The following is a 26,666-nucleotide window of genomic DNA, read 5'->3' on the forward strand; positions in this document are numbered from 1 at the left end:
AAAATATAAACAAGTTGGATTTCATGTAACGTAAATCTCTTATTTAACATTTTCAATCTACTTTTATGAAAATTAATAGAAATGTGGGGCCTATTTATGAAAACAATAAAGCTAGATGAATCTTTTATTTTTGATTTACTCGACCTTTGTAAAGCTATTGGATGGTTACAAGATAAAGAATTTATGAAAAAACAATTCGAAATGTATCTTTCTCTCGGCACACTTATCGGTTATATGCATGAAAATAAACTGATTGCAGCTGGAGGAGTATTTCCTTTTAAAGATAGTTTTTCTACTATTGGCATGTTAATCGTCCATCCTAATTTTCAAGGCCAAGGCATCGGACGTATTTTGCTAAATTGTTGCTTAGAACACACTCATCCAAAACAACCAATTGTACTTATTGCAACAAAAGCTGGCGAGCCTCTTTATACATCATGCGAATTTCAAACAGTAACGACGATTCATCGTTTTGAAAAACAAACTACTAAGACACATATTGCTCATACACAACAAGTAAAAGAACAAGATCTTGTCTCACTTATTTTTCTCGATCAAATTACAACTGGAGCTAATCGTTCCTTACTTTACTCATCGCTATTACCAAGAGCTATACACTCTTTTAAAATTGAGAGAAATAACTGTATAGAAGCTTTTTCCTTATGTATACAAAAAGGTAATATATTATGCGTCACTCCACTTATCGCAAAACAAGAGAAGGATGCTATTCAATTATTCAAGAGAATCTGTGAATGTTGGAATGGCACAGTAAGAATTGATGTCCCACATTCACAATTTTCATTTCGTAAATTTCTTCAAACAGAAAATTCCCAAGAAACGCTCCTTTCACCTCTTATGATGAAAAATGGTAGCCAACTTCCTGGAAATCGTAATATGCTATTTGCTATGATAGACACAGCGTTATGTTAGAAAGGGGACACCTAATTGAAGCGATTTAGCTATTTTATGGTAGGTTGTCTTACTCTTACACTATTAGTAGGATGTAGTGCAGCAGAAAAGCCAGTAGAGCAAGTAAAACAAGTGAAAAATACACTTACAGCGAAACTAGCTACCGAGGAAAAAATGGTAGAAATAGATGGTCAAACCATTTACTTTAAAAAGATTGGTAATGAAAAACCACCTTTACTTATGATCCATGGATTTGGAGGATCGTCAGATGGTTTTCAAAAGATTTACTCAGACTTAGCAAAAGATCATACAATTATTTCTGTAGATGCTTTAGGATTCGGGCGCTCATCTAAGCCAATGGATTTTTACTATTCTTTCCCAACCCATGCAAATTTGTATTATAAATTAATGAAAAAACTAGGTTATGATTCGTTTGCAATACTAGGACACTCAATGGGCGGAGAAATTTCTCTTAATTTAACCTATTTATATCCTGAAGCCGTTACCCACCTTATTTTAACTGATGCTACAGGCGGTCCTCATACATTCGTTAATAAACAAGGTTCACCAAAACCACAGTTGTCGACTGATTTAAATACTGTTTCTACTATTGCAGATTATGATGAAAACAAAGTTAAATCCAAGCGTAATGATGAAGAGCATTACAATAAAATGAAATTATGGCCTAGACGTCTTCAAATCAATGCAAATGAAATTAAACAACCAACCTTAATTATATGGGGAAGAAATGATAGTAGCGTTTCTTGGAAAGAAGGAGAAACGTATCATCAATTCTTAAAAAATAGTACTTTCCATATTATCGAAAAAGGTTATCATGCACCATTTCGTCAAGAGCCACAAGAATTTGTAGGTTATGTAAAAGAATTCTTTAAGAACAATAAAGTTGAAAAATAACATAAGCGGGTATCTCATTTTGAGATACCCGCTTTCATATATTAAGCAGCTTGCTTTTGGCGCTTTTGAGTTTTTGATCCTAATACTTTCGGAATAACGAAACCATCTATTCCAAATTTACCAGCATTCATACCAGAGACTAGAACGAACATTGATAGGATAACCATTTCAGGATTTACACCAATTGACCCACTAAGCATATAGGAAAAGTTCATTACAAGACCGAAAAAGACCGCTGTTTTTGTTAAACAGCCTACAATTAAACCAATTCCGACTAAAATTTCTCCCCACGTTACAAGTGTATTAAATAGATCAACGTTTGGAATTGCGAAATCTTGTAAAAATGATGCCCACCAAGATTGAACAGCCGGTTGTGCTCCTTTAGATTTTTCAATTGCACCTTGTAAATAACCAGTTGCATCGAACCCTTTTCCTTGTAGTTTACCGATTCCAGCCATTAACCATGTATAACCAAGATACACTCGAATTACTGCCAACACAAAAGAAACTGCTTTGTTTTCTCTTAAAAATTGAATAACCATATCTTCCTCCTAAAGTTGTAATTAAGTTAGTTACAGATAATATAATATCATTAGTTACTTATTTTTAAAATGTTAATCATGAATAATTTGTGACATACATAAAAAACATTAAATACTAATATATAGTAACTTCTATTACCTGTAAAAACTTGAACATATCATACCATAGGTGATAATCATTTTCATTGAAGAAAATGTAAAAAAAATGTGAGTTAAGTGTGAAACGCATTTATTCAAATATAGAATAAATGCGTTTTCACTATTTATAGAATTGAAATGTACGTGTCTCCTCATCGATTAATTTCGCCTCTTGAAAAGCATCTTCTAACGTTTTTTCATGGCTAATAAGCCCATAAAATAAGCGTATTGTAAACATAAGTGCTGCATTCCCATCTACATAATCTATCGATCCAATATACGATTTCGCCCCACTATGTAAGAAAGATTCTGCTAGTTTTCGCTCCCCTAACGTACACCCGCTATTTACAATATGTGTATTATGCAATTTTGCATATTTATAAATTTCTGCTGCACCAAAGTATCCCCTCGGTTCATCTTGTTCATATATATCTTCACCTAACTCTTCCATGACAAACTTTCCTTCCTCACCATGAAAGCAAAAAATAACATAATTGATATCATTATATAAACCCTTTCCAGAAAGAATATTAATGAACTCTCTCGGTCTACCAATCCAGTATGTTACAACTTTTGCCCCAAAATATTCAAGCGATGCTCGGATTGATTGCGCCTCTAAATCCGAATTAAAACCAACTACTAATGCAACATTCAACATACACCCTCCATCCTATAATTAGATCTCATCAATCAGACTTTTAAAAGATACATCCATTTCATATATACCTGTTTCTTGCAAAAAATCAGATCTAGTTAAAACGACTTTCTGTACATATTGCCTATACGCTGTAATTGTCCCGTCGTGAGATACAATGCAAATTCTTTCAGCGCCTAGCTCATAGCACCAAAGAAGAAATTCATCTACTATTTGCTGAAAACGATTCTCTGAAATAGTATTTATACCTTCCGTCCATAACTGCTTATTTGTACTTTTCTCTATCGAAAAATGTGGAAATAAATCTGTTATCATTCCCTGATCTACTATGTAATCACATGGTAATGTTTTCGCTCCTTCTCGATAAGGAAAAATACGTGGGGATACATATGGATGGACGATTTTTTGACAAGCTACTTTCGCACTCCATATTGCCGCTGTTTGTAAAGTTCTACGTGTAGGACTGGCAATTAATATATCCGTTTCTTGCAATGGTACATCGAATTGAATGAATTTAGCCTGATTCCTTCCCTCATTCGTCAATGGTGGATGCAACACTTGTAAACTTGACGGTAAATCTTTTGTATGTTCTCCTTCACCGTGCCGAACAAAGACTAGTTTCATACCCAACCTCCTCTCGCTATGAAATCCTTCAACATAATTTCTTCCCTATCTCATCCATTATTCCTGCCATATGAAAAATCAATATGTAAAAAATATTTGATATAACATTTTGGAAAATATTACAATTATATATGTAAAATACTTTTTACAAGAGAGAGAGGGGAATCACAAATATGAAATGGATAACCATCTTAATTGGAATGATTATATGGGGATATATAAATGGATTTTTTAGTAGTGATAAAACTGCTAATCCTTGGATTACAGATGATGAACGTGAAACAAAAATTAAGCAGAAGGCAATTATTGCAAGCTGGTCTGGTGTTTTTATGTTTTGTTTCATTAACCTCTTAAACAAATGGTTAGGTGTAGGAACGAGCAATACATCAGCCTACTTACCATCTTCTGTCGCAACTATTTTAAAAGAAAATGTAGAGTTACAAATTTTATCTATGCTATTTATTACGTATGGCATATTTTACGTATACTATCGAAGAAAATTAAGCGCTTAACTTTTATCTCATGATTATCCTCCTAAATGGTTATAGTAATTAGGACGAAATGAAAGGAGCGATATAAAAATGAGTAACTCGAATGACTTTTTAGATACACTACATGAAAAACAAGCAAAAGATGAACAAAATAGAAAGCGTCAGGGGAACGGAAACCCCGCGAAAAAAAAGCCAAATAAAACACATAAATAACAATAAAAAACGTGCCTAAAATTATCTTTTAGGCACGTTTTTTTATTCTTCTTTCACCGAGATAACATTTCCCCAATTCCATCTCTCATAATACCATTCTGGTACATCTATATTTTCAATCCACTTCTTTTCCTGTTTCCCATCACTATTGGACAGCCATACATTGGCTTTCTTACGGTCTGAGCGTATCCATATTAATTGATTGTTCTTCTTCATAAAGATGGGATGATAGTCACCTTGCTTATGAGGTGGCTTTGTGATTTGCTGTTGTTTATCGCTTGTACTATCGATCTCATATAAGGATGGCAGTGGCCTTTTTTCTGGCGGAGTTTCTATCCCTGCCTCTTTTGCTCGTGAAACGATCATTACTTTATCGTTCTTCCATGCAAAATCCCAATCGACATATCCTTTCGGCGTAAAGGTGTTCTGCTGAAGTGCCGGCAGCTCTTTTACTTTTAAATGTTTATTCTCTAACGCAACTCTTCCGCTTCCTTCAATATAAGCTAAAATATTCTTGGATGGCGCCCATTTGAACCATTGTGTGTTTAATAACATTTGATCTACTTTTTCAAATCGACTGCCATCTGCTCGAACTAAGCAAAGCGTATTACTATCAGCTGACCATGAAGCTGTCGGTACCGCTAAAAATGAAATCCACCTTTGATCTGGCGACCACTCAAACCCACTTGCAACTAGTGCTAAAAAATCATCATGTTCATTTGGTAATGCATACAAATGCTTCATTTTATGAGGATTCATATGTGCATCTTTTTGCACTTCATATAGCTGAGCTCCTGTCCATCCTGTTGGAAGTAAGTGTGCCTCAGAAGATACAAGAAACTTCTTTCCATCAGGATACCATGCATAATCACCTACACCAGCCGATACATTTTCAAAATCTGTATTCTTATTTTTGACATCAAACGTATTTAATGTATTCATAAATACAAATGCAATTATATTCTCTTTCGGTGACCATTGATAATTCGATACTTCAGATTGCAATGGCCTAACTTTCTTTCCATCTTCCAGTTGGTACAACTCCAAGGTGTTTTGCTTCTTTCCTTTAGCATAGGCAAGCCATTCTCCATCATGGGACCATTTTGGCCCTGTTATGTACTCACCTTTTGTTATTTGTTTTTCTTTCCCATCAATTTTAATCCAAAGGTCATGATGACGAATAAAAGCAACCTTCACCCCATTATGTTCCGCACTAGTACTAAAAATTGAAGATAAAAAAATAAACAAAACCACACTACTACTCACGATAATTTTTTTCATACGTCCCTCCATTTTTCTTATAGCATTCCTCATATTCCGCTTACTATATGCTAATTTCGCTCCATATTAATTGCAAAATTGTTGTGGATTTATACTCAGTAAGGATGTGCTTCCCCCCCACTGTGTATGAGCCATTCGACATAATTCCAAAAAATTTCCCAAGAAATTTTTAATTCAAAGAGGATTGGTATGAATTATGTCGAAAGTATAGTTTAGCCAACATTCGATTTCATATTTCAGAACAAAAATGTAAGATAACTTTTCGGAATATTAGCACTTTTTACTAGGGGGAGTTTCAATGAAAAAAACTACATCTGCACTATTAAGTATGGCGCTTGTCTTTTCTAGTTTTGGAGCTTTAAGCGCGCATGCTGAATCGCTGCAAAAGGAGAAGCAATTTAGTCCACAGTTAAAAGCGAATATTGAGCAATGGGGAGAAAACAAAATCGCGCAAAATGTTGAAACAAAAACATCAAAAGAAATTTCAGTCATTGTAGAATTGCAACATGCTCCGCTCGCTTCACAAAGTAACATTCAGCATGCTCCAGATTTAAAAAATGGAAATGTGCAATCATACCATGCACAACTAAAAAAGGCGCAAGAGGATACAACAAAGAAAATTAAAGAAAAAGCACCAAAAGCAAAGATAAAAGAAACGTATAGCACGTTATTTTCTGGATTCTCTATTTCTATCCCAGGAGATCAAGTTGCTGCTTTAGCTTCTTTACCCGAAGTAAAAGCTGTTTATCCGAACTTAACATATAAATTGCATGAAACAGCAAAAAGCGCTACTAAAGAAGAAGCGCCAAATATTGGCGGACCGACAATCGGTGCACCTGAAGCATGGAATTTAAAAGATCCATCTGGCAAACCGCTTGATGGAAAAGGTATGAAAGTCGCTATTATTGATTCTGGCGTAGACTATACACACCCCGACTTACAAGCAAACTATATCGGTGGATACGATACAGTCGATGAGGATAACGATCCGATGGATGGTAACGTACACGGTACTCATGTAGCTGGTATTATTGCTGGTAACGGAAAAATTAAAGGCGTTGCTCCAAATGCGTCTATTCTAGCCTATCGTGTAATGAATGATAGCGGTACTGGTACGACCGAAGATATTCTTCAAGGTATTGAGCGCGCTATTCAAGATGGTGCAGATGTTTTAAATCTATCTCTCGGTCAAGATTTGAATGTCCCTGATCAACCTGTAACAATGACGTTAGAACGCGCAGCAAAACTTGGTGTTACTGCAGTCGTTTCAAATGGAAATGATGGACCAAAACCTTGGTCTGTTGATGCTCCTGGTAACGCAAGTAGTGTCATCTCTGTTGGCGCATCGACTGTTTCTATTCCATTCCCAACATTCCAAGTAGCTGGTTCTAATAAATCTTACCAAGGATTACCGTTATCAAAAGCAGATTTCCAAGTAGGAAACGATGCTCAGCTTGTCTATGTTGGCTACGGTAATTCAAGTGATTACGCTAAACAAGATGTGAAAGGGAAGTTCGCCCTTGTTTTACAAGGAACTTCGAGCACGTTAGTAAAGGCAGAACAAGCGAAACAAGCTGGAGCTATCGGAGTGCTACTAATTTCTAATGAAAAAGAAATTAATATTATGCCTGAATATTTTGGCCGTGAAGAGATAGCTCTTCCAGTTATGCAACTATCAAGTACAAATGGCGAAGAATTGAAAAATTTAATTACAAAAAGAAAGAAAAATATAAAGATTGGACAACCGAACAAAACAGAACTTATTGGTAACTTCAGCTCAAGAGGACCATCACAAGGAAGTTGGCTCATAAAACCTGATGTTGTTGCACCTGGCGTACAAATTACTAGTACGGTACCAAGGGGTGGCTATGAATCTCACAACGGAACAAGTATGGCTGCGCCACAAGTAGCAGGAGCTGTTGCCTTACTACGTCAAATGCATCCTGATTGGACGACAGAACAATTGAAATCTGCTCTTGCCAACACTGCAAAAACATTAAAAGATGTCAAGGAAAATACATATCCTGTTATGGCACAAGGATCAGGTTTAATTAACATTCCGAAAGCAGCTCAAACGGATGCGTTAGTAAAACCGAACAATATAAGTTTCGGTCTTATTAAACCGAATAGCGGCAAAGTGAAACTAACACAAAATATTACGTTACAAAATCTTTCTAACAAAAAGAAAAACTTTTCAACTCGTATTGAATTACTAGATACAAAAACAAAAATCCAAACTTCTTTCCCTTCTTCTATTAGTATGAAACCGAATAGTAATATTGAAAAACCTTTTACTATTACTGTAGATAGCTCCTTACCGCAAGGCGTATATACAGGGAATCTGTATGTAAAAGAGCAAGGGAAAACTGAAGAAATGCGTATTCCATTTACATTTAGTATCGATCCGAAAGAATACAAACGTATTGATGGCCTTGAAATCGTTAATTCTACTTTCAGTCCAAATAATGACAAAATATTAGATGACAACCTAATCAATTACTATTTAGTTACACCAGTTGAAGATATAGCGTTTCATGCCAATTTAATCACGAAAGACCGTGTGACATATCAAGGTACGGTATATCAAGGTAAAAACGAAACACCAGGTTATAAATCTTTCAAATGGAATGGTACAAAAACTGATGGATCTCCTCTACCTGATGGCTTATACCAAATCGAAGCTGTCGCTTCTACCTCGGGTGGAGAAACAAAGCAAACAGGAGCTGTATTTATCGACCGAACAGCCCCTAAGTTAACACACGAAATTGATCAAGAAAATCTTGTTATTAGAGGGAAAGTTGACGATATCCTACTAGATTGGATGACAGAATCTGGTTGGGTTGCACCTGGTATTCCAGTGAGAATGCAATATGAAATTAACGGCAATGGTGTGTGGGAAAGTGCGTTCCTGAATCCTTGGGAGAAAAGTTACGACATTTATTTCGATCGTAACCAATTACAAGAAGGAAAAAATACTATTCATATTGTAGCAACTGATGCAGCTGGAAATACATCTAATTTAAATGTTGATTTAGAAGTGAAATAAAGTGAAACTTTAATCAGCCCTCACTAATCGGACGTTTACGGACAGTAAAGCTTCCATCTAACTTCTTTGCTCCGGCCGAATTTTGAGGTAGGAGTTTTACTGCCCACAAATAGCGAGATAAAATTATTGTTGACAATCTTTTAAAAATAGTTTTATAATACGAAACATAGTTTAGTTGAACGAATTATATATCGGCTTTGAAGGAATACTAGTAGCGACTTATATCCCTGTCTCAGAGAACTGATGGTTGGTGCGAATCAGTACATATACAAGCGTGAATTACAATTCTGGAGCTTCTTTCCCGTAGTGCACATAATGCATGAAGAGAAAGACGGATCTTTCCGTTATCTTAAAGTGAGTGGTAAACAATTTTTCTGTTTACAATTAGGGTGGTACCGCGGTTTTTATCGTCCCTATCGGATTTTCCGATAGGGGCTTTTTTGCGTCCTTCCCTTTTGCACAATTTCATATATACGCGTTGAAAGAATCGCAGTAATATCTTATATCCCTGTTACAGAGAGCTAATGGTCGGTGGAAATTAGCACATATATAAATATGAATTACAATTCTGGAGCTTCTTTTTCGTAGTGCTTGTACGCATGAAGGAAAAGACGGAGTTTTTCCGTTATCATTAATTGAGATGTAAGTATTTTTTCACTTACAAATAGGGTGGTACCGCGATTCTTTCGCCCCTATCGGATTTTCCGATAGGGGCTTTTTCTATTTCTCACAGAAACAAATGTTAAATAATTCCGAATCTTATGATAAAATTTTATAAGCGCTTACAATTTTGAAAGGTGGTGGTTTCAGCTATACCCAACCAATATTCAATTTTATAGAAAACAAGGAGGATGTCTAAATGACAAAGAAAACAGAAATTCCATCGCATTTAAAACCATTCGTATCCACGCAGCATTATGATCAATATACACCGGTGAATCACGCTGTTTGGCGTTACATTATGAGACAAAATCATAGTTTCTTAAAAGACGTTGCTCATCCAGCCTATGTGAACGGACTACAATCATCTGGTATAAATATAGATGCAATTCCAAAGGTAGAAGAAATGAATGACTGTTTAGCACCAAGCGGATGGGGAGCTGTAACAATTGATGGACTTATTCCCGGCGTAGCATTCTTTGATTTCCAAGGACACGGATTACTACCAATCGCAACAGATATTCGCAAAGTAGAAAATATCGAGTATACACCAGCTCCAGATATCGTACACGAAGCAGCAGGACACGCACCTATTTTACTGGATCCTACATATGCGAAGTATGTGAAACGCTTTGGACAAATTGGTGCGAAAGCTTTCTCCACAAAAGAAGAACATGATGCTTTTGAAGCTGTTCGTACATTAACAATCGTAAAAGAAAGCCCTACTTCTACTCCTGACGAAGTTGCCGCTGCTGAAAATACTGTAATTGAAAAACAAAAATTAGTTTCTGGTTTATCAGAAGCTGAACAAATTTCACGTCTTTTCTGGTGGACAGTAGAATATGGGTTAATCGGAAATATAGATGCTCCAAAAATATATGGTGCTGGTCTCCTTTCTTCTGTTGGCGAAAGCAAACATTGCTTAACGGACGCTGTAGAAAAGGTTCCATTCTCTATCGAGGCATGTACAGGTACAACTTATGACGTAACAAAAATGCAACCACAACTATTTGTTTGTGAATCATTTGAAGAGCTGACTGAAGCACTTGAGACATTTGCTGAAACGATGGCCTTTAAAACAGGTGGAAAGGAAGGTTTAGAAAAAGCGATTCGCTCTGAAAACTATGCAACTGCTGAACTAACTAGTGGATTACAGATTACAGGTACATTCAGCGAGACAATTGAAAACGATGCAGGTAAAGTGATTTACATGCGAACAAATTCACCAACTGCATTAGCAATTCATAATAAACAACTAGCGAATCATTCTACATCTATACACAGTGACGGCTTTGGAACACCAATTGGATTACTCACTGAAAATATTGCATTAGAAAATTGTACAGATGAACAACTACAATCATTAGGAATTACAATTGGAAATATTGCTGAGTTTACTTTTGCAAGTGGTATTCATGTAAAAGGAAAAGTAACAGATATTATAAAAAACGATAAGAAAATTGCTCTTATTTCCTTTATCGATTGCACAGTTACTTATAACGCCCGCGTATTATTTGATGCTTCATGGGGCGCATTTGATATGGCTGTTGGCTCACAAATCATTTCAGTATTCCCAGGAGCAGCAGATGCAGCATCATTTTTCCCAATTGATGAAGAAACAGAGGAAACTCCAGCACCTCTTGCATTAACTGAGCTGGATCGTATGTATCAAACAGTTCGTGATATTCGAGGTGGAGGTATTTTACACGACGCACATGTCGATCAATTAGTAGCAATTCAAGAGGTATTAAATAAATTTTATCTGAAAGAATGGCTGCTTCGCCTTGAAATATTAGAATTACTTTTAGAGCATAACAAAGGACACGAAACATCAGCAGCATTATTACAACAACTTTCTACTTTCACAACTGACGAAGCTGTAACACGCCTTATTAACAATGGTCTTGCACTACTGCATGTAAAGGATGTGAAAAATGATGCTACGATTAACTGAAGAAGAAGTTCAAGGGGAATTATTAAAGGTGGATAAATGGATGATAAAAGATGAAAAATGGATTGAACGAAAATATATGTTTTCCGACTACTTAAAAGGAGTCGAATTTGTCTCTGAAGCCGCCAAACTATCAGAAGAACGTAATCACCATCCATTTATCCTTATCCAGTATAAAGCAGTCATTATTACTTTGTCATCTTGGAATGCAAAAGGTTTAACGAAACTAGATTTTGAGCTTGCAAAGCAGTTTAATGAACTATTTTTACAAAACGAAAAAGCAATTATAAGAAAGTAAAAAAAGAGAAGCCTTTTTTAGGCTTCTCCTTTAATTTTGAAATGGATACAATGTCCAAATGGATCTTGGGCTTGTAATATTCCATCTTTGTACGTAGCAATCTTTCCAATATTTTTTAAGCTTTCACATACTTGCTCTTTTTGTTTTTCATCTGCTAGTACAATTGTGAAATATTTCAAGCCAACAGAATTTGGCATTTGCGGCGGTATTCCTTCACCTTGCCACGTATTTAAACCGATATGGTGATGATAGCCACCTGCCGATACGAACAACGCGCCATTACGAGCTGGGATTGTTACTTCAAAACCAAGACCATCCACATAGAAACGTTTCGCTTCTTCCAAATCAGCTACATGGAAATGAATATGCCCCATCACAGTACCAGCTGGAAAACCATTCCACGCAATTCCTTGCTGCAATAATTCTTCACCAGCTAACGGGTTACTAACAAATGGTAGTTCTCCATTCTCATCACGCCAAACTTCTTTTTGGCGATCATGATAAATTTCAATCCCGTTTCCATCTGGATCAGCTAAATAGAGGGCCTCACTAAAGTAATGGTCGGCTCCGCCGTGCAGTGGATATACCATTTCTACAAGATGACGAAGAATATTCGCTAAATCCTGTCTACGTGGTAGTAAAATTGCGTAATGATATAACCCCGTTCTCCCTCTTTGCTTTGGTAAAGCTTCTTTCTTTTCTTCAATGATAAGGAGTGGTTCGTTATTTTCATTCCCAAATGTAACGACCATTTCATCTTCTTTTAGTACTTTCATACTTAGTACTTCTGTATAAAACTCTAGTGATTTCTTTATATTTGATACATATAAATGAACAACATCAAGTGTTGTATCGGGATGAAGTTGAAAACTCATCTTGTTAGCCCCCCATTTAATTTAGTTCTTCTTTGACATTTTCTCTTTTAAGAAATTATCTACAAAACCGTCTGCTTTCGCAACAAATAAGTACGCACCCATTGCTAACAATGCAAGTTCTAATTCGAAGCCAGGATTTTTTCCATCCCCTAATAAACCAGCTGACCATTTTACTTTTACAATTGCTCCAACCATTACAAGTGCAAATAATAATCCAATATATCTTACACCTAAACCTAGAATTAACAATATACCACCAACTACTTCCGCTGTTGCTACACCGTATGCAAGACCTCCTGGTAAACCAATGCTTGTAAACCACCCTGCAATATTGTCAATCCCCGATTGGAATTTTGTTAAACCGTGCATAAAGAATGTTACCCCTAACACGATACGAATAATTAAGTTACCGATATGTTGATTCATTTCATTCTCTCCTTTATAGTTTTCTTATACAAAACTTTTATTTACATTACAAAACATACACTAATTTTTTTTATTCGTCAATTCATTTTCACTGGGAAAAAATATATTTTTTTTGCTATGATACAAATAGTTGTTTACAAAAAGGAGCTTGATTTTATGAATATTGGTTCTGCAATACGTGAAATTCGTCAACGTAGAGGCATAACAATCGCACAAATTTGTGAGGGAACAGGTCTTTCTAAAGGATTTATGAGTCAGGTTGAAAATAATAAAACATCACCATCTATCTCAACTTTAGAAACAATCTCCAATTTTTTAAACGTTCCCCTTCCCTATTTATTATTAGAACAAAAAGATCGGTTGAAAGTTGTCAAAAAGGTAGAGCGTAAATACAGTGTATACGGAAAAGATGAACAAAGAATTGAACATGTTGCAGAGCAAGGTGGCCTCCGCCTAAACCTCGTGGAAATTCCTGCTGGGTTTCCGAAAGAAAATATACCAAATGCCCATGAAGGGGAAGAATGTCACCTTGTATTACGCGGAAAACTAGAAGTTCAACATGGAGAAGATATTGCAATAGTAGAAGAAGGTGATTCTTTCTCCTGGAATGCATGTGTTCCTCATATCGTTCGTAATATAGGGGAAGAAACTGCATTATTACTCATCTCTAGTCATGCAGAAAATCGAAAACGTGTTTATTAAATAAAAAAGAAGCCTGTAAATCAGGCTTCTTTTTTATCCCCTTATAACGCCATAACTTGTTCCAACTAGTACAGTCTTTTCATGTTGATTGCGATAAACTGACTCGATTGAAACCTTTTTATATCCTTCCATCTGTTCAATATTTGTTAAAGTTAATTCACAAGTGATCGTATCTCCTGTAAAAACCGGTCTAATAAACTCACTTACTAATTCTCTTGCTATGTAATGTAATTCTTCTCCTACTTTCGTTCCAATACTAGCAGTTAATAAACCATGAACCATTAAACGTCCTTTTTCATCATATTCCATATGATGCCTACCTTTATCTCCTGTAATATTTGCAAATTCAAAAACCTCTTCCTCAGTAAATCTTCTTTCGTATTTAAATACATCCCCAACTTTTACATTCATTTTTATCCCCCGTTTAATAAACAGAATTTTCTTTTATTTTATCATAAAATGAGTCTCAGTTCAGTTTATATTATTAAATAGCATCCTTTTTCTACACTATCTTACTTTTATCGGTGCCCATCTTTTTTTGCTACTTGATACCCGTAGTACGCACATGTTCCATTTCTCGATAATTCTCTCACCTCAAAACCACAACTTCTATAAAAATCAAAATTACTCGCAGATGTATGTGCAAACCAGTCTCCATGTGGCAACTTTTGCAAACAAAGAGCGACAAGTCTCTTACCTAATCCCTTCCCTCTATATTCACATTTCACAACTAAATTTACTATGTTCGCGATCATGATTCCATCAGAAATGACTCTAACCATCGCAATCATCTCTTCTTCATCCCAAATTGTGAATGCCCATGTTGAATTTTCAAATGCTATCGTGAATTTTTCAATTTGCCAAGAAGGGATATCATCATTACTCCAACCAGCATCTTCGAATAAAGTTTTAATTGCATATGCTGGCACACCATTCGTTCCCTCACGAATAATAAGGCCATTATGATAAATATACATGTAATCCCCCCTTTATTTTTATATACCATTCTTCAAAAGATGCAATTTACCTTTTTTCATCCAACGCGTTTAATGGAATAAACAAGAACGTCCATCCCATGAAATGAAGTTGTTTTCTCATAACTAAGCCCTGTTTTTCTAGCAACAAAGATTGAGGCGGGGTGATCCGGATTAATAAGAGAAATTAATTTATTCATTCGTAACGCTTGGAAACCATAGTCTCGAAATGCTGCCGCTGCTTCTTTCGCATACCCTTTTTCCCAATACTGAGGTAATAACCAATAACCAATTTCAATTTCTTCTTTTCCATCTATCTGCTGCTTTACTAACCCTGCATGACCAATTCGTATTCCCGTTTCCTTTTCAATCAATACAAATAAACCAAGACCGTTTTTATAGCTAGGAATCACCCACTCCTCCAAACTTTTTTTACATTGCATATATGTTTTTAACGTCCCATTTCCAATATAGCGCATCACCTTCTCATTTCCCCATAGCGAAGCATAGAACTGCAAATCATCCATTGTATATTTGCGAATTTGTAAACGATCTGTATGAAACATCTCTGCACTCCTTCCCACGAATTTGTACTTAACTACACGATCATGTTTTGTATGTATACTAAATGTTACTATCTATTATAAATGAACCAAGAATAAAATACAGAATATTCAATCCCTCAAGAATCTAAAAAAGACAGTAGACAAATGTTGTCTACTGCATCCATATCATAACTAGCATAAAGAAAACTACAATTGAGGGGGGTGTAGGATTTTCAAATATACTAGATACTTATCCCGTTCTAACGGGCGGTAAACTTTTCAATTATATGAAAGTGAAAAGTTTACCGCACATAAGAACCTTTGCGGTCATTAAGAGATCACCGTTAAGTACTCAAATACACGCTGTGCCTGTTCTCCACCCATTCGTGCATGTTGAAGAAGGGAAATACCATGTGGACCCGATGCACGCAATGCCTCTGGTCGTGCTACTAAAATAGCTTGTACAACTTCTAATTCTCCAAGCATCGCGGCCGCGAAAATGTCCATTCGAGCACCCTTTTCTAGTAAATAGAGAGCAATATCTTTACGACCTACATGTGCCGCCGCTCCTAACGCACTTTCCCAATCTGATCCGCCCCAATTGTAAGAGGCATGAAGTAAGCTTGGCGATTCAGCCAACAGTTCTTGTACTTTTTCTAAATCTCCGTGAGCTGCCATAACAAATTCTCTTACTAACTCAGTGGTAATACATTCTTCTGTTCGCATCTTGCTCCTCCTTTTTTAGAAATTCGTTTTGGTGTAAAAAATGGCTTGTCACTTCCTTGAAAAATATCTACCTCTATACCGAACACACGTTGAAACATTTCATGACATAACACTTCTTCTGGTATACCGTCATACTGAAGCTGCCCTCGCTTTAATACGAGTAAACGATCACTATATTGAGCCGCTTGGTTAATATCATGTAAAACCATTACAATTGTCATGCCAAACTCCTCGTTTAACCGTTTCACAAGTTCCATTACTTCCAACTGATGAACGATATCTAAAAAGGTTGTTGGCTCATCTAATAATAAGACATTTGTACGTTGTGCTAGCGTCATTGCAATCCAGGCACGTTGTCTTTCTCCTCCTGATAAAGATTGCAAAAGGCGATATTCGTACCCTTCAAGATTTGTAACAGACAATGCCCAATCAACAATTTTTTCATCGTCTTTATTTAAGCGACCTCTCCATGATTTATGAGGTCCTCTTCCAAATTCGATTAATTCTTTCACTGTTAAATCTAATTGATGATCATGCATTTGTGGTAACATCGCTAATTGCTTCGCTACATCGGCACTTTTCATCGTATGAATACTTTTTCCATCTAAAATGATATCCCCTTCGCTTTGTTTAAGTAGTCTTGCCATTAAACGAAGCAAAGTAGATTTCCCCGATCCATTTGGCCCAATTAAACTAACGACCTCTCCAGCTTTAATATGTACATTCATATTTTGCATTTGAAACCTTTCAGAATGTGCATAAAACACTTTGTTAACGGAAATCACTCTGTTTCCCTCCTCTATGAATTAAATATAAGAAGAATGGACCGCCTAAGAAGGATAATAGAATACCAACAGGCAATTCAATTGGATCGAACCAACTTCGAGCTATCGCATCCGCGAAAACAAGTAATATCCCTCCGCCAAGACATGATAATGGCAGTAAATATTTATAGTCATTTCCAACTAATAAACGTAACATATGTGGTACGACAAGACCGACAAATCCAATAAGACCAGAAACACTAACTGCAATTCCAGCTAGTAACGTACTTACTACTATTAAATAAAACCGGCTTCTCTCCACGTTATGACCTAATAATTTCGCCATTTCATCTCCAAGCATTAATACTCGAATATGTTTTATACCAAAGAAGGCTAATATAATAGCGAATATTGCATAATAAATAATCATGTTTAAATGTGCCCAACTTACACCACCAATGCCACCTGCTAACCAAGGTAACACCGATTGTACTTTGTCACTATGTAATAACATTAACGCTGACGTCGCTGCACCAATTAATGCATTGATTGATACACCTACTAAGACAATCCTTGAAGGCGGTGCCCCTTTTTGCCACGATAAAGCATAAATGACCATCGCCGTTATGAAAGCTCCTATAAACGCCCCGAGCGGTAAAAATGCCATATGCTGAGGGAATAAAATCATAATTACAATTGCTACAAGGCCTGCTCCAGATGAAACCCCGATAATACCAGGGTCTGCAAGAGGATTTCTCATAACCCCTTGCAGCAGTGCACCAGATGCTGCTAAACATGTTCCTACTATAAATCCAACGAGCACTCTCGGTATACGAAGGTCCCATACAATTCGATGAACCGTCGAACCTTCATCTTGTATCCCTGTTAGAATTTCTCGTAAAGAAAAGGATAGGCTTCCTGCGAAAAGACCGTAAAAAAGACCTAGAATCGTTAATACAACTAAAGTAACTGCTATTATCCATCTTTTTTTCGCAAAAGGATGTTCCTTTTCCCTTACTACTTCACTACTTTCCATACGTATCATTTCCTTACATCTTGTATACTTTTATACATAAAGTCCATTGCTTCTGTAACTTTTGTTCCAGGATTTGATCCAAATAAGTCTGGTGGCAAAATAACTACACGATTTTGTTTTACTGCATCTAAATTTTTCCACGCTTCATTTTTCATCATTTCGCCTTCAAATGCTTTTTTAACGCTATTTGGATCTCCATGTGTAATTAAATAAATCACATCTGGATTTGCCTCAATAATACGTTCTACACTTAGCTGCGCATATTGCGGATATTCCTTCATTTCCGGAAAATCAGCTGCAATATTTTTTCCGCCTGTTTTTTCTAAAATATTACCTGATAAAGATGTTGGTAATGCTGCTAAATAAGTACCTGGTGCTCCGTATACTAACAGTGCTTTCACATCACTCTTTTTCTCATATGTCTTCATTTGATCATTAATTTTTTGATTAAGTTCTTTTGCTTTATCTTCTTTCTTCATTATCGTTCCATATAGTTCAATATTCTTTTGAATATCTTGTACAGAATTCGCAGAAGAAATCATTACTTTCGTTCCTTGTCCTTCAACCGTTGGAACATTCTTTTGAAACCCATTGTTAGCAATAAGTACATCCGGTTTTAAACTAGCGATTTGCTCAAAATTCGGTTGATGTGCATTCCCGATTACTTGTACTTTCTTTACATCCTCTGGAAGAGTTATTTTTGCATCCGGACGACCTACTATTTTTCCGCCTAAAGCATGAATAATATTCATGTCCCCCATACTTAATGTTGCAAAACTCTCTGGCACTTTATCGAATGTTACCTTTCTTCCTGATAGGTCGGTAACTTCGATTTTCTCTTTTCCTTTTTCTGTTTTTGTTGCAGATGCTTTTTCGTCTCCCTTTGCATTGCAACCTATTAACAAGAAAAAAATAGATAAAATCGCTGTGAATAGCGTAATAGATTTTTTCATTCTTTCACCTCTAAATGATAATGATAATCATTAACTACTATTCTACTTTAATTGATAAAGATTATCATTGTCAATATAAACCGCATACATTTTTTACAAAAACAAAAAGCACTACAAAAAGATTCGTTCTTTTCGTAGTGCTCTATTTCATAATATTACTCACATTCGTTTCCCTCTAACTGTTCTCGCATCACTTTCACACGCTGAAAGAAAAAGAATGATAAACTTAAAAATATAACGGTACTCCCCATCATAACAAAAGATTGTATTGCTTCTTTTGCTCCATTCGGAATCAATAAGCCAACCATTAACAATGTACTTACAGCGAGAAGGATTTGTCCGAACCGAGTATAATCTTCTATTTTCCCTTGTAATTCTTTCATTATATTCTCACTCCTCTATTTCACTGTATCATATTCCATTAAACTTAAAGACCAGTAAATACAGCCATTCTGGGAGATGTTTTCCAAATGAAAAAGAGCCGCTTTATTGCGACTCTTTCATACCCATTACTCCCCTTTATATGCTTCCATATAAATTTCTTTCAACTCTGAAATGAGAGGTAATTTCGGATTAGCTGTTGTACATTGATCTTCAAAAGCTCTTTCTGCTAATAATCCAACAACCTCTTCAAATTGGTCTTTAGCAACTCCTTGTCCTGCAATACTCATATTTATATTTAAGCTTTTTCCAAGCTCAATAATTGCTTGGACGAGGGATTCCACACCTTCTGCTGTCGAGCCTGCTGGAAGCCCGAGCATTCTCGCAATATGTGCATAGCGTTCATCAGCCACAAAGTGCTCATATTTTGGGAACAATGCGTGTTTTCTTGGCTTAATAGCATTATAGCGAACTACGTGCGGCATAAGAATTGCATTCGCACGCCCATGCGGAATATGAAATTCCGGTCCAATTTTATGTGCTAAGCTGTGATTAATACCTAAGAAAGCATTTGCAAATGCCATCCCTGCGATTGCAGAAGCATTATGCATTTTTTCTCGTGCTTCTTCGTCATTTCCATCTTTAAATGCTCTTGGTAAATATTTAAATACGAGATCAATGGCCTTTAATGCTAATCCATCTGTATAGTCATTTGCTAGAACAGACACATACGCCTCGATTGCATGCGTTAATACGTCCATACCAGTGTCTGCTGTTACATGTGGTGGTACTGTCATTACAAACTGTGGATCAACAATTGCTACATCTGGTGTTAATTCATAATCCGCGAGCGGATACTTTATATTATTTTTCTTATCTGTAATAACCGCAAATGGTGTTACTTCTGATCCTGTTCCTGATGTTGTTGGAATGGCAACAAACTGCGCCTTACTTCCTAATTCCGGATATTTACATGTACGTTTTCTTATATCTAAAAACTTCTGTTTAATTCCATAGAATGTTGTTTCTGGTTGCTCATAGAAAAGCCACATCCCTTTCGCTGCATCCATAGCTGAACCACCACCAAGTGCGATAATTACATCTGGCTTAAAACTTCTCATCATTTCCGCACCTTTAAACACAGTTTCATCTGATGGATCTGGCTCGACCTCAAAGAAAACTTCGACTTTTACATCATTTGCATGTTTACGTAAATAATGCGTAACCGTATCTACATATCCGTGCTCAACCATTCCTGGATCCGTTACAATAAATGCACGTGAAATGTTAGGCATATTTGCTAAATATGCTGTCGCATGTTTTTCAAAATAAATTTTTGGTGGTAATTTGAACCACTGCATATTCTTTTTTCTATTTGCCAACCTTTTTATATTTAATAAATGCGTCGCTGTTACGTTTTGAGAAACTGAGTTTTTCCCATACGAGCCGCAACCGAGCGTAAGTGATGGAATAAATCCATTATATATATCACCGATTCCACCTTGTGATGAAGGAGCGTTTACAATAAGACGGCAAGCTTTCATACGTAATCCAAATTGTTTTTGTACTTCTTTATTTGTAGAATGAATGACTGCTGAATGTCCTAAACCACCAAGGTCTAACATGTCTTCGCAATATGTAAGTCCCTCTTCTAGTGAATTTGCTTTTACACAAGCTAATACTGGACTCAGTTTCTCACGAGATAGTGGATATGCTCCTCCGATACCTTGTATTTCAGCTACAAGCATTTTTGTATTTTCAGGCACAGTAATTCCAACTAATGCGGCAATGTACTGTGCTGATTTCCCTACAATATCACTATTTACTGCACATGTATTTTCATTAATAACAAGCTTTTCTAATTTTCTTCTCTCTTCTTCTGTTACAAAGTAACAATTGTTTGCAATCATTTCTTTTTTCACATCATCATAAATTTCCTTGTCTACAATGATTGCTTGTTCTGATGCACAAATCATACCGTTATCAAATGTTTTTGATAAAATTAAATCATTAACAGCTCGTTTTATATGCGCTGATTTCTCTATATAGCATGGTACATTACCAGGACCTACACCTAGCGCTGGTTTTCCAGTAGAATAAGCTGATTTCACCATACCTGCTCCTCCAGTTGCCAAAACAAGCGCAACACCTTCATGGTTCATTAATTGTTTCGTTGCTTCGACAGAAGGTCTTTCAATCCACTGAATACAATGTTTTGGTGCCCCGGCCTTCACCGCTGCATCATATACTGTTTTCGCCGCTGCAATGGAACAGTTTTGTGCTGAAGGATGAAATGCGAAAATAATTGGATTTCTCGTTTTCATCGCGATTAATGCTTTAAACATTGTTGTCGACGTTGGATTCGTTACTGGCGTTACCCCAGCTACTACACCGACAGGTTCCGCAATTTCTATTATTTCTTCATGAGGATCTTCGTGAATAATCCCTACTGTTTTATCTTTTTTTATGCTATGCCAAATATATTCAGTAGCAAAAATATTTTTAATACATTTATCTTCATATACACCACGACCTGTTTCTTCAACAGCCAACTTCGCAAGCGGCATATGTTGATCAACACCTGCTAATGCCATTTCATGAACAATGTTGTCAATTTGCTCTTGTGTAAAACTTTCTAATGCTTGTAAAGCCTTTCGACCGTTATTCACTAACGTATCAATCATCTCTTTTACTTCCTGCATTTCATTTACAACTTTCTCTTTGACTACCATGTAAATTCCTCCTATTCTGCTATCATGGACTAAATAAGACCCTATAGGTCATAATGAGTCCCGATTAGCGCAAAAAAAATAGAGTTGCTTTCCTACATGAACCTCATTGTTTGTGAAATATTTCACAAGTTTGTTCGTGAGTAACACTTCATGAACTTAATATACATGAAATGATTTCATTTGTGTATGTCTATTTTGTGAAGTTTTTCACAAAAAGATGTAATAAAAATGCACTGCCTATATGAGCAGTGCATTTTTACTATGCTAACGCTTGTGCTAGATCTTCAATTAAATCTTCACCGTCTTCAATACCGACAGAAATACGAATTAATGTATCTGTAATTCCTAGCTCTTTACGACGATCTGCTGGGATTGATGCATGTGTCATTTGAGATGGGATAGAAATTAAACTTTCTACTGCCCCTAAACTTTCAGCAAGTGTAAAGTATTGTAAGTTCTCTAGTACTTTATTTAATGTTTCTTCACTATCTACATCAAATGAGATAATAGCACCAAATCCATTTGCTTGTTCTGTCGCTAGTTCATGGTTTTGATGTGATGCAAGACCTGGGTAATATACTTTATTTACTTTTGGATGGTTATTTAAAAACTCAGCAATTGCACGTGAATTCGTTTCATGCTCTTCCATTCGAATTCCTAATGTTTTTAAACCACGAAGTAGTAAGAAGCTATCTTGTGGGCCAAGAATGCCTCCTGTTGAGTTTTGTACAAAGTGAAGGTCTTCTGCTAATTGCGGGCTATTTACAACTACTAGGCCTGCAACTACGTCACTATGACCTCCTAAATATTTCGTTGCACTATGAAGTACAATGTCTGCTCCTAAAGTAATCGGCGACTGCCAATATGGCGTCATGAATGTGTTATCGATAATTGTTAATAAATCTTTCTCTTTAGCAAGAGTAGATATTTTCTTAATATCAGTAATTTTCAGTAATGGGTTCGTTGGTGTTTCCACATAAATCGCTTTCGTATTTGGACGAATCGCTTCTACAACTTCCTCTAGGTTTGTTGTATCTACAAATGTATGCTCAATGCCGAAGCGATTTAATACTTTCGTGATAACGCGGTACGTTCCACCATACACATCATCTGTTAAAATAACGTGGTCACCTTTTGAGAACAACATAATTGTAGCTGTAATAGCAGCCATTCCTGAACCAAATGCAAAACCAGCATGACCGTTTTCTAATACTGCAATCATTTCTTCTAAAGCTGCACGTGTTGGGTTGCCTGTACGTGAATATTCATATCCTTGATGCTTACCAACTGCTTCTTGTTTGTACGTACTTGTTTGATAAATCGGTACATTTACAGATCCAGTTGAAGGTTCTCCTATGCGAATACCATGAATTAACTTTGTCTTTGCTCTCATTTTTTATTCCCATCCTTTGTATATGTCTTTACTTAAATAACGCTCACTACTATCAGGAAAAATCGTTACAATATTTGTACCTGGCGCCGCTTTCTCTGCTTCAAGTAAACTTGCATGAAATGCTGCTCCGGAAGAGCTCCCAACGAGCAGTCCTTCTTTTTGCGCTAATTCCTTCACTCGTAAAAATGCATTTCGATCAGAAATTGTATGAATTTCATCAAAATAAGATGTTTTCAAAAATGGCGGGATAAATTCAAGGCCAATCCCTTCTGTTTCATGCGAACCAGCTTTACCACCATTTAAAATAGATCCTTCTGGTTCGACAATAACCGTTTTTATATCTATATTTTTTTCTTTCAAATAAGATGCAGTTCCCATGAATGTACCACCAGTTCCTGCTCCTGCAACAAATGTGTTAATCTCTCCGTTCAGTGCATCCCACAGTTCAGGACCTAGTGTTTTGAAATAAGCACGCGGGTTTGCTTCATTCGCAAACTGACTTGGAGAGTATGAATTCGGTATTTCATTTACTAATTCTTTTGCTTTTGCAATTGCGCCGGTCATTCCTTGCTCAGTCGGTGTATGCACGACCATTGCGCCTAGTGCTTTCATTAATTCTTGTTTTTCAATACTAAATTTCTCTGGTACACAAACAATAACGCGTAAATCATGTTGTAACGCTGCAAGTGCCAGTCCAATACCAGTATTTCCAGCAGTTGGTTCAATAATTGTTCCACCCTGGGTAACAAGCCCTTTTTCTAGCGCATCTTCGATTAATTCTCTTCCTAAACGGTCCTTAACGCTTCCACCTGGGTTATAAAATTCAAGCTTTGCAAATAAACGGACCCCTTCTGGAAGTGAAAAACGAGTAATTTCTACAATTGGTGTATGACCAATCAACTCATGAACTCCACGATATACATTCATCGTGTTCTCCCCCTTATTTGCCAATAAAGAAAAGGCAACTGTATGTATTTTCTTTATATGAGACAGTTGCCTTTTTGTTACATTACTTTAACTCTTCTAGTACTTTTACGATAAAGTTTGTAGAATGAAGAGCTGCTTGATCTAAAAATTGATCAAATGAAACATTTGATTCTTTACCTGCAATATCAGAAAGCGCACGAATAATAACAAACGGAACTTCATATTGGTGGCATACTTGTGCAACAGCTGCTGCTTCCATTTCTACTGCATAAAGGTCTTCAAATTTATCACGAATTGCTGCAACGCGGTTCGGATCACTCATAAATGAATCACCTGTTGCAATCATACCTTTTACAACTTGAATATTTTCTTCTGCCTGCATACATTTCTCAGCTAATGTAACTAATGCTTCATCAGCCTTGAATCCAGGCGGCATTCCTGGTACTTGACCATACTCATAGTTAAATGCTGTTACATCTACGTCATGATGACGAACTTCTGTTGAAATAACTACATCTCCAACGTTTAGAGAATGATGGAAGCCACCAGCTGAACCAGTATTAATTACTTTTTCAGGCTTATATCTTTCTAATAAAATTGTCGTTGACATCGCTGCATTTACTTTACCAATACCAGACTTTAACAAGATTACTTCGTGTCCTGCTAATTGTCCTTTCGTAAATTCACAACCCGCAACCGTTTCTGTTTCTGCTTGTTCTAATTTGTCACGTAAAATACGTACTTCTTCTTCCATTGCTCCAATTACAGCAATTCTCAATCTAATCCCTCTTTCTATTGCTTAGTTGCCTCCATTACCCAAACGAAATGATTTGATCTCGTAAACGTTACATGGAAGCCATTGTTTTCAAAAATAGACTGCATGACTGGAATACGTGTATAGTATTCCGTTTGCAAATCGTTTGCTAACTGATGGAAACCTCTTTGTTTTGCTGTTTCAACAGTTTTATCATATGCATCTTGATCTGCAAATATCGTATCAGCAAACACTATTTTACCACCTTTGTTTAGCAATTGACTATACTTCGCAATCGCTACATTTTTTTCATCATCTGTTAAATGATGAAATGCGTAGGTGCTTACTATGGTATCAATTGAATTTGGGACTTCAAACGAAAGAAAATCACCTTCTGTAATGGACAATTCTTTTGGCAATTTCTCTTTTGCAATCATGCGCATTTCACGTGACGGTTCTATACCGTAAACTGTGCGTCCAGCAAACAATAATTTATTTGTTAAATTGCCAGTACCAACACCAAATTCTAATACATTACCAAATGACTTGTTAACTACATCCTCTAGAATGTCCTCATAATGGGCGAAAACTTCTTTATATTGTATATCTTCGCCTTGTACAAATGAGTCGTACGTATGAGCCCACTCATCAAATAAACCATTAAATTCTGTACCCATAAAAATCCCCCTTTTTCTTATCGGTTTTATCAGTATAATATGCCCTCTTTCTAAAAATGTCAATTGAAATGTACATGGTATTTCCTTCTTTTCTTTGTTACACTATAGTTGATTAAACAGGAGAGGGGCCGTCTTCATGTCATTTACCTTTGAAATGTTAGAAGATAAAGTAGAATTTTTTGAAGCGGGAGACTTAGCTTCTTTAGAACGAAAAATTAGTGAACAAATTGATAATAATAAAGCACTTATGCTTGAAGTTCATCACATCTCACATCAAATGGTTATGGATCCTGAAAGCAAAAGACCGTATTATAGCGCGGTTGTTCATTTTAAATTAAAAAAATTGCGTTAACAAAAAAGAGAAGCTCCTAAGGAGCCTCTCTTTTTTAGTTTAGAGTTTGAACAAGTACTGGTTTCCAGCCCTCATTCTCTACCCAATCAATATTTACATAATATTTTTTACCTGATTGTTTATCTTGTACGTTACCGTAAGCTTTATTTTTACCGTTATTTCCGATTCGATGAATAACTAATTGCTCTACTGGAACGTCAATTGCAGCTGAAATTGCTTGGTTCATCTCATTCCAATCTGCTGTACCTTTTTTAAACGTCATCGCAGGTGTTGCACCTTGCTCTGTACCTACTGGCTTCCAAGAAGACTTCGTATAAGCGTCAGTTGCCTTTGGCTGTGTTTTTTCAGCTGGTACTTTCTCGTTAGCTTTCGCTTCTTCTTCAGCTTTTTTCTGTTCTTCTTCAGCCTTTTGCTTCTCTTCTTCCTTATTCTTAGCCTCTGCCTTATCTTGCTCGTTCTTCTTCGTCTCTTCTTTGCCTTTAGCTTTCTCAGACTTATTCTCTTTTGTTGTTTGCTGAGCTACTTTTTTATCACTAGAAGACGCTTGTTCTTTTCTTTCAGGAACAAACAATTGATATGATACAATAGCTACTAATATTAATACAATTGCAATTGCAATATTTAAAACACCGTTTTGACGACGTTTTTGTTGTTTCTGTTGGAATCTAGATCCTCCTGCCATTCTTCAAACCTCCATGCAGTTTTTCATACTTGCTATTGTAACAT

At 36.3% G+C, this 26,666-nt stretch carries 28 protein-coding genes, 1 pseudogene and 2 other annotated features; of the genes and pseudogenes, 9 read left to right on the top strand and 20 right to left on the bottom strand.

What is annotated here, in order from left to right:
* Nucleotides 1-96: 96 nt before the first annotated feature.
* Together ACU8YW_RS21700 and ACU8YW_RS21705 are read left to right on the top strand one after the other, a co-directional pair.
* Nucleotides 97-930 carry a GNAT family N-acetyltransferase gene (locus ACU8YW_RS21700; RefSeq protein WP_088064440.1) on the top strand — a complete coding sequence of 278 codons (834 nt, stop codon included), beginning with the start codon at nucleotides 97-99 and terminating at the stop codon, nucleotides 928-930.
* A 15-nt stretch (nucleotides 931-945) separates the two neighbouring features.
* Nucleotides 946-1,824 (top strand): alpha/beta fold hydrolase, encoded by an 879-nt coding sequence (locus ACU8YW_RS21705; RefSeq protein ID WP_088064441.1) that lies wholly within the window; start codon nucleotides 946-948, stop codon nucleotides 1,822-1,824.
* A 41-nt stretch (nucleotides 1,825-1,865) separates the two neighbouring features.
* On the opposite strand, the gene ACU8YW_RS21710 is transcribed toward ACU8YW_RS21705, so the two are convergent.
* From ACU8YW_RS21710 to ACU8YW_RS21720, 3 genes and pseudogenes are all read right to left on the bottom strand, one after another.
* Nucleotides 1,866-2,366 carry a DoxX family protein gene (locus ACU8YW_RS21710; protein WP_000236605.1) on the bottom strand — a complete coding sequence of 167 codons (501 nt, stop codon included), beginning with the start codon at nucleotides 2,364-2,366 and terminating at the stop codon, nucleotides 1,866-1,868.
* A 259-nt stretch (nucleotides 2,367-2,625) separates the two neighbouring features.
* Nucleotides 2,626-3,162, bottom strand: coding sequence for a delta-aminolevulinic acid dehydratase (locus ACU8YW_RS21715; RefSeq protein ID WP_088064443.1), 537 nt, complete (start codon nucleotides 3,160-3,162; stop codon nucleotides 2,626-2,628).
* Between the two features lie 18 nt (nucleotides 3,163-3,180).
* Nucleotides 3,181-3,886, bottom strand: a pseudogene (locus ACU8YW_RS21720) (histidine phosphatase family protein).
* Nucleotides 3,887-3,956: 70 nt separating this feature from the next.
* Between ACU8YW_RS21720 and ACU8YW_RS21725 the strand changes: the two are divergent.
* Both ACU8YW_RS21725 and ACU8YW_RS21730 read left to right on the top strand, forming a co-directional pair.
* Nucleotides 3,957-4,295, top strand: a complete 339-nt coding sequence (locus ACU8YW_RS21725) for a phosphoglycerate mutase (RefSeq protein WP_087985276.1) — start codon at nucleotides 3,957-3,959, stop codon at nucleotides 4,293-4,295.
* Between the two features lie 69 nt (nucleotides 4,296-4,364).
* Nucleotides 4,365-4,487 (top strand): DUF4023 domain-containing protein, encoded by a 123-nt coding sequence (locus ACU8YW_RS21730; RefSeq protein ID WP_000071861.1) that lies wholly within the window; start codon nucleotides 4,365-4,367, stop codon nucleotides 4,485-4,487.
* Between the two features lie 42 nt (nucleotides 4,488-4,529).
* Here the strand turns inward: ACU8YW_RS21730 and ACU8YW_RS21735 are convergent, their stop codons facing one another.
* A complete protein-coding gene (locus ACU8YW_RS21735) occupies nucleotides 4,530-5,768 on the bottom strand; it encodes a TolB family protein (protein ID WP_087985277.1) in 1,239 nt (412 codons plus the stop codon).
* A 298-nt stretch (nucleotides 5,769-6,066) separates the two neighbouring features.
* Between ACU8YW_RS21735 and ACU8YW_RS21740 the strand changes: the two genes are divergently transcribed.
* The 3 genes from ACU8YW_RS21740 (at nucleotide 6,067) to ACU8YW_RS21750 (ending at nucleotide 11,723) form a co-directional block, all read left to right on the top strand.
* On the top strand, nucleotides 6,067-8,814 hold the full coding sequence (locus ACU8YW_RS21740) for a S8 family serine peptidase (protein ID WP_106382660.1): 2,748 nt from the start codon (nucleotides 6,067-6,069) through the stop codon (nucleotides 8,812-8,814).
* Between the two features lie 188 nt (nucleotides 8,815-9,002).
* Nucleotides 9,003-9,232: a binding site (T-box leader), on the top strand.
* Between the two features lie 51 nt (nucleotides 9,233-9,283).
* Nucleotides 9,284-9,511, top strand: a binding site (T-box leader).
* A 162-nt stretch (nucleotides 9,512-9,673) separates the two neighbouring features.
* Complete coding sequence (locus ACU8YW_RS21745; RefSeq protein WP_088064447.1) at nucleotides 9,674-11,428, top strand: aromatic amino acid hydroxylase; 1,755 nt, start codon at nucleotides 9,674-9,676, stop codon at nucleotides 11,426-11,428.
* On the top strand, nucleotides 11,409-11,723 hold the full coding sequence (locus ACU8YW_RS21750; RefSeq protein ID WP_087985280.1) for a 4a-hydroxytetrahydrobiopterin dehydratase: 315 nt from the start codon (nucleotides 11,409-11,411) through the stop codon (nucleotides 11,721-11,723). The genes ACU8YW_RS21745 and ACU8YW_RS21750 overlap by 20 nt, the downstream gene beginning before the upstream one ends.
* Nucleotides 11,724-11,740: 17 nt before the next feature.
* On the opposite strand, the gene ACU8YW_RS21755 is transcribed toward ACU8YW_RS21750, so the two are convergent.
* Together ACU8YW_RS21755 and ACU8YW_RS21760 are read right to left on the bottom strand one after the other, a co-directional pair.
* Nucleotides 11,741-12,598 carry a VOC family protein gene (locus ACU8YW_RS21755; RefSeq protein ID WP_088064448.1) on the bottom strand — a complete coding sequence of 286 codons (858 nt, stop codon included), beginning with the start codon at nucleotides 12,596-12,598 and terminating at the stop codon, nucleotides 11,741-11,743.
* 21 nt (nucleotides 12,599-12,619) lie between these two features.
* Nucleotides 12,620-13,024: a DoxX family protein gene (locus tag ACU8YW_RS21760; RefSeq protein WP_001071550.1), complete on the bottom strand. Its 405-nt coding sequence runs from the start codon at nucleotides 13,022-13,024 to the stop codon at nucleotides 12,620-12,622.
* A gap of 156 nt (nucleotides 13,025-13,180) precedes the next feature.
* Between ACU8YW_RS21760 and ACU8YW_RS21765 the strand changes: the two genes are divergently transcribed.
* A complete protein-coding gene (locus ACU8YW_RS21765; RefSeq protein WP_001020697.1) occupies nucleotides 13,181-13,726 on the top strand; it encodes a helix-turn-helix domain-containing protein in 546 nt (181 codons plus the stop codon).
* A gap of 33 nt (nucleotides 13,727-13,759) precedes the next feature.
* Here ACU8YW_RS21765 and ACU8YW_RS21770 read toward each other — a convergent pair whose 3' ends face one another.
* The 13 genes from ACU8YW_RS21770 to ACU8YW_RS21830 all read right to left on the bottom strand — a co-directional run bounded on the left by ACU8YW_RS21770 (nucleotide 13,760) and on the right by ACU8YW_RS21830 (nucleotide 25,588).
* Nucleotides 13,760-14,137: a hotdog family protein gene (locus ACU8YW_RS21770; protein ID WP_001101451.1), complete on the bottom strand. Its 378-nt coding sequence runs from the start codon at nucleotides 14,135-14,137 to the stop codon at nucleotides 13,760-13,762.
* A 107-nt stretch (nucleotides 14,138-14,244) separates the two neighbouring features.
* A complete protein-coding gene (locus tag ACU8YW_RS21775; RefSeq protein WP_088064449.1) occupies nucleotides 14,245-14,703 on the bottom strand; it encodes a GNAT family N-acetyltransferase in 459 nt (152 codons plus the stop codon).
* A gap of 56 nt (nucleotides 14,704-14,759) precedes the next feature.
* Nucleotides 14,760-15,338, bottom strand: coding sequence for a GNAT family N-acetyltransferase (locus ACU8YW_RS21780; protein ID WP_223270625.1), 579 nt, complete (start codon nucleotides 15,336-15,338; stop codon nucleotides 14,760-14,762).
* Between the two features lie 237 nt (nucleotides 15,339-15,575).
* Nucleotides 15,576-15,971, bottom strand: a complete 396-nt coding sequence (locus ACU8YW_RS21785) for an ankyrin repeat domain-containing protein (protein WP_088064450.1) — start codon at nucleotides 15,969-15,971, stop codon at nucleotides 15,576-15,578.
* Nucleotides 15,938-16,756 carry a petrobactin ABC transporter ATP-binding protein FpuC gene (gene fpuC, locus ACU8YW_RS21790; protein ID WP_088064451.1) on the bottom strand — a complete coding sequence of 273 codons (819 nt, stop codon included), beginning with the start codon at nucleotides 16,754-16,756 and terminating at the stop codon, nucleotides 15,938-15,940. Before fpuC ends, ACU8YW_RS21785 begins: the two co-directional genes overlap by 34 nt.
* Nucleotides 16,743-17,771, bottom strand: a complete 1,029-nt coding sequence (locus ACU8YW_RS21795; RefSeq protein ID WP_137034970.1) for a FecCD family ABC transporter permease — start codon at nucleotides 17,769-17,771, stop codon at nucleotides 16,743-16,745. The genes fpuC and ACU8YW_RS21795 overlap by 14 nt, the downstream gene beginning before the upstream one ends.
* Before the next feature lie 5 nt (nucleotides 17,772-17,776).
* The gene (locus ACU8YW_RS21800) at nucleotides 17,777-18,724 is read right to left on the bottom strand and encodes an ABC transporter substrate-binding protein (protein WP_048541454.1); all 948 of its coding nucleotides are present in this window, start codon (nucleotides 18,722-18,724) and stop codon (nucleotides 17,777-17,779) included.
* Between the two features lie 155 nt (nucleotides 18,725-18,879).
* A complete protein-coding gene (locus tag ACU8YW_RS21805) occupies nucleotides 18,880-19,107 on the bottom strand; it encodes a YrhC family protein (protein ID WP_048541451.1) in 228 nt (75 codons plus the stop codon).
* 126 nt (nucleotides 19,108-19,233) lie between these two features.
* Nucleotides 19,234-21,837, bottom strand: coding sequence for a bifunctional acetaldehyde-CoA/alcohol dehydrogenase (adhE, locus tag ACU8YW_RS21810; RefSeq protein WP_088064453.1), 2,604 nt, complete (start codon nucleotides 21,835-21,837; stop codon nucleotides 19,234-19,236).
* Nucleotides 21,838-22,096: 259 nt separating this feature from the next.
* Nucleotides 22,097-23,230: a bifunctional cystathionine gamma-lyase/homocysteine desulfhydrase gene (locus ACU8YW_RS21815; protein WP_046956311.1), complete on the bottom strand. Its 1,134-nt coding sequence runs from the start codon at nucleotides 23,228-23,230 to the stop codon at nucleotides 22,097-22,099.
* A gap of 3 nt (nucleotides 23,231-23,233) precedes the next feature.
* Nucleotides 23,234-24,157: an O-acetylserine dependent cystathionine beta-synthase gene (locus ACU8YW_RS21820; protein WP_088064454.1), complete on the bottom strand. Its 924-nt coding sequence runs from the start codon at nucleotides 24,155-24,157 to the stop codon at nucleotides 23,234-23,236.
* Between the two features lie 82 nt (nucleotides 24,158-24,239).
* Nucleotides 24,240-24,935 (bottom strand): 5'-methylthioadenosine/S-adenosylhomocysteine nucleosidase, encoded by a 696-nt coding sequence (gene mtnN, locus ACU8YW_RS21825; RefSeq protein WP_048531328.1) that lies wholly within the window; start codon nucleotides 24,933-24,935, stop codon nucleotides 24,240-24,242.
* 14 nt (nucleotides 24,936-24,949) lie between these two features.
* Nucleotides 24,950-25,588, bottom strand: coding sequence for a class I SAM-dependent DNA methyltransferase (locus tag ACU8YW_RS21830; protein WP_088064455.1), 639 nt, complete (start codon nucleotides 25,586-25,588; stop codon nucleotides 24,950-24,952).
* Between the two features lie 136 nt (nucleotides 25,589-25,724).
* Here ACU8YW_RS21830 and ACU8YW_RS21835 point away from each other — a divergent pair, with 136 nt between their 5' ends.
* Nucleotides 25,725-25,940: a YrzA family protein gene (locus tag ACU8YW_RS21835; protein ID WP_000010984.1), complete on the top strand. Its 216-nt coding sequence runs from the start codon at nucleotides 25,725-25,727 to the stop codon at nucleotides 25,938-25,940.
* A 34-nt stretch (nucleotides 25,941-25,974) separates the two neighbouring features.
* Here the strand turns inward: ACU8YW_RS21835 and ACU8YW_RS21840 are convergent, their stop codons facing one another.
* A complete protein-coding gene (locus tag ACU8YW_RS21840) occupies nucleotides 25,975-26,622 on the bottom strand; it encodes a YrrS family protein (protein ID WP_060488236.1) in 648 nt (215 codons plus the stop codon).
* Nucleotides 26,623-26,666 lie beyond the last annotated feature (44 nt).

This window comes from Bacillus pretiosus (assembly GCF_052947655.1).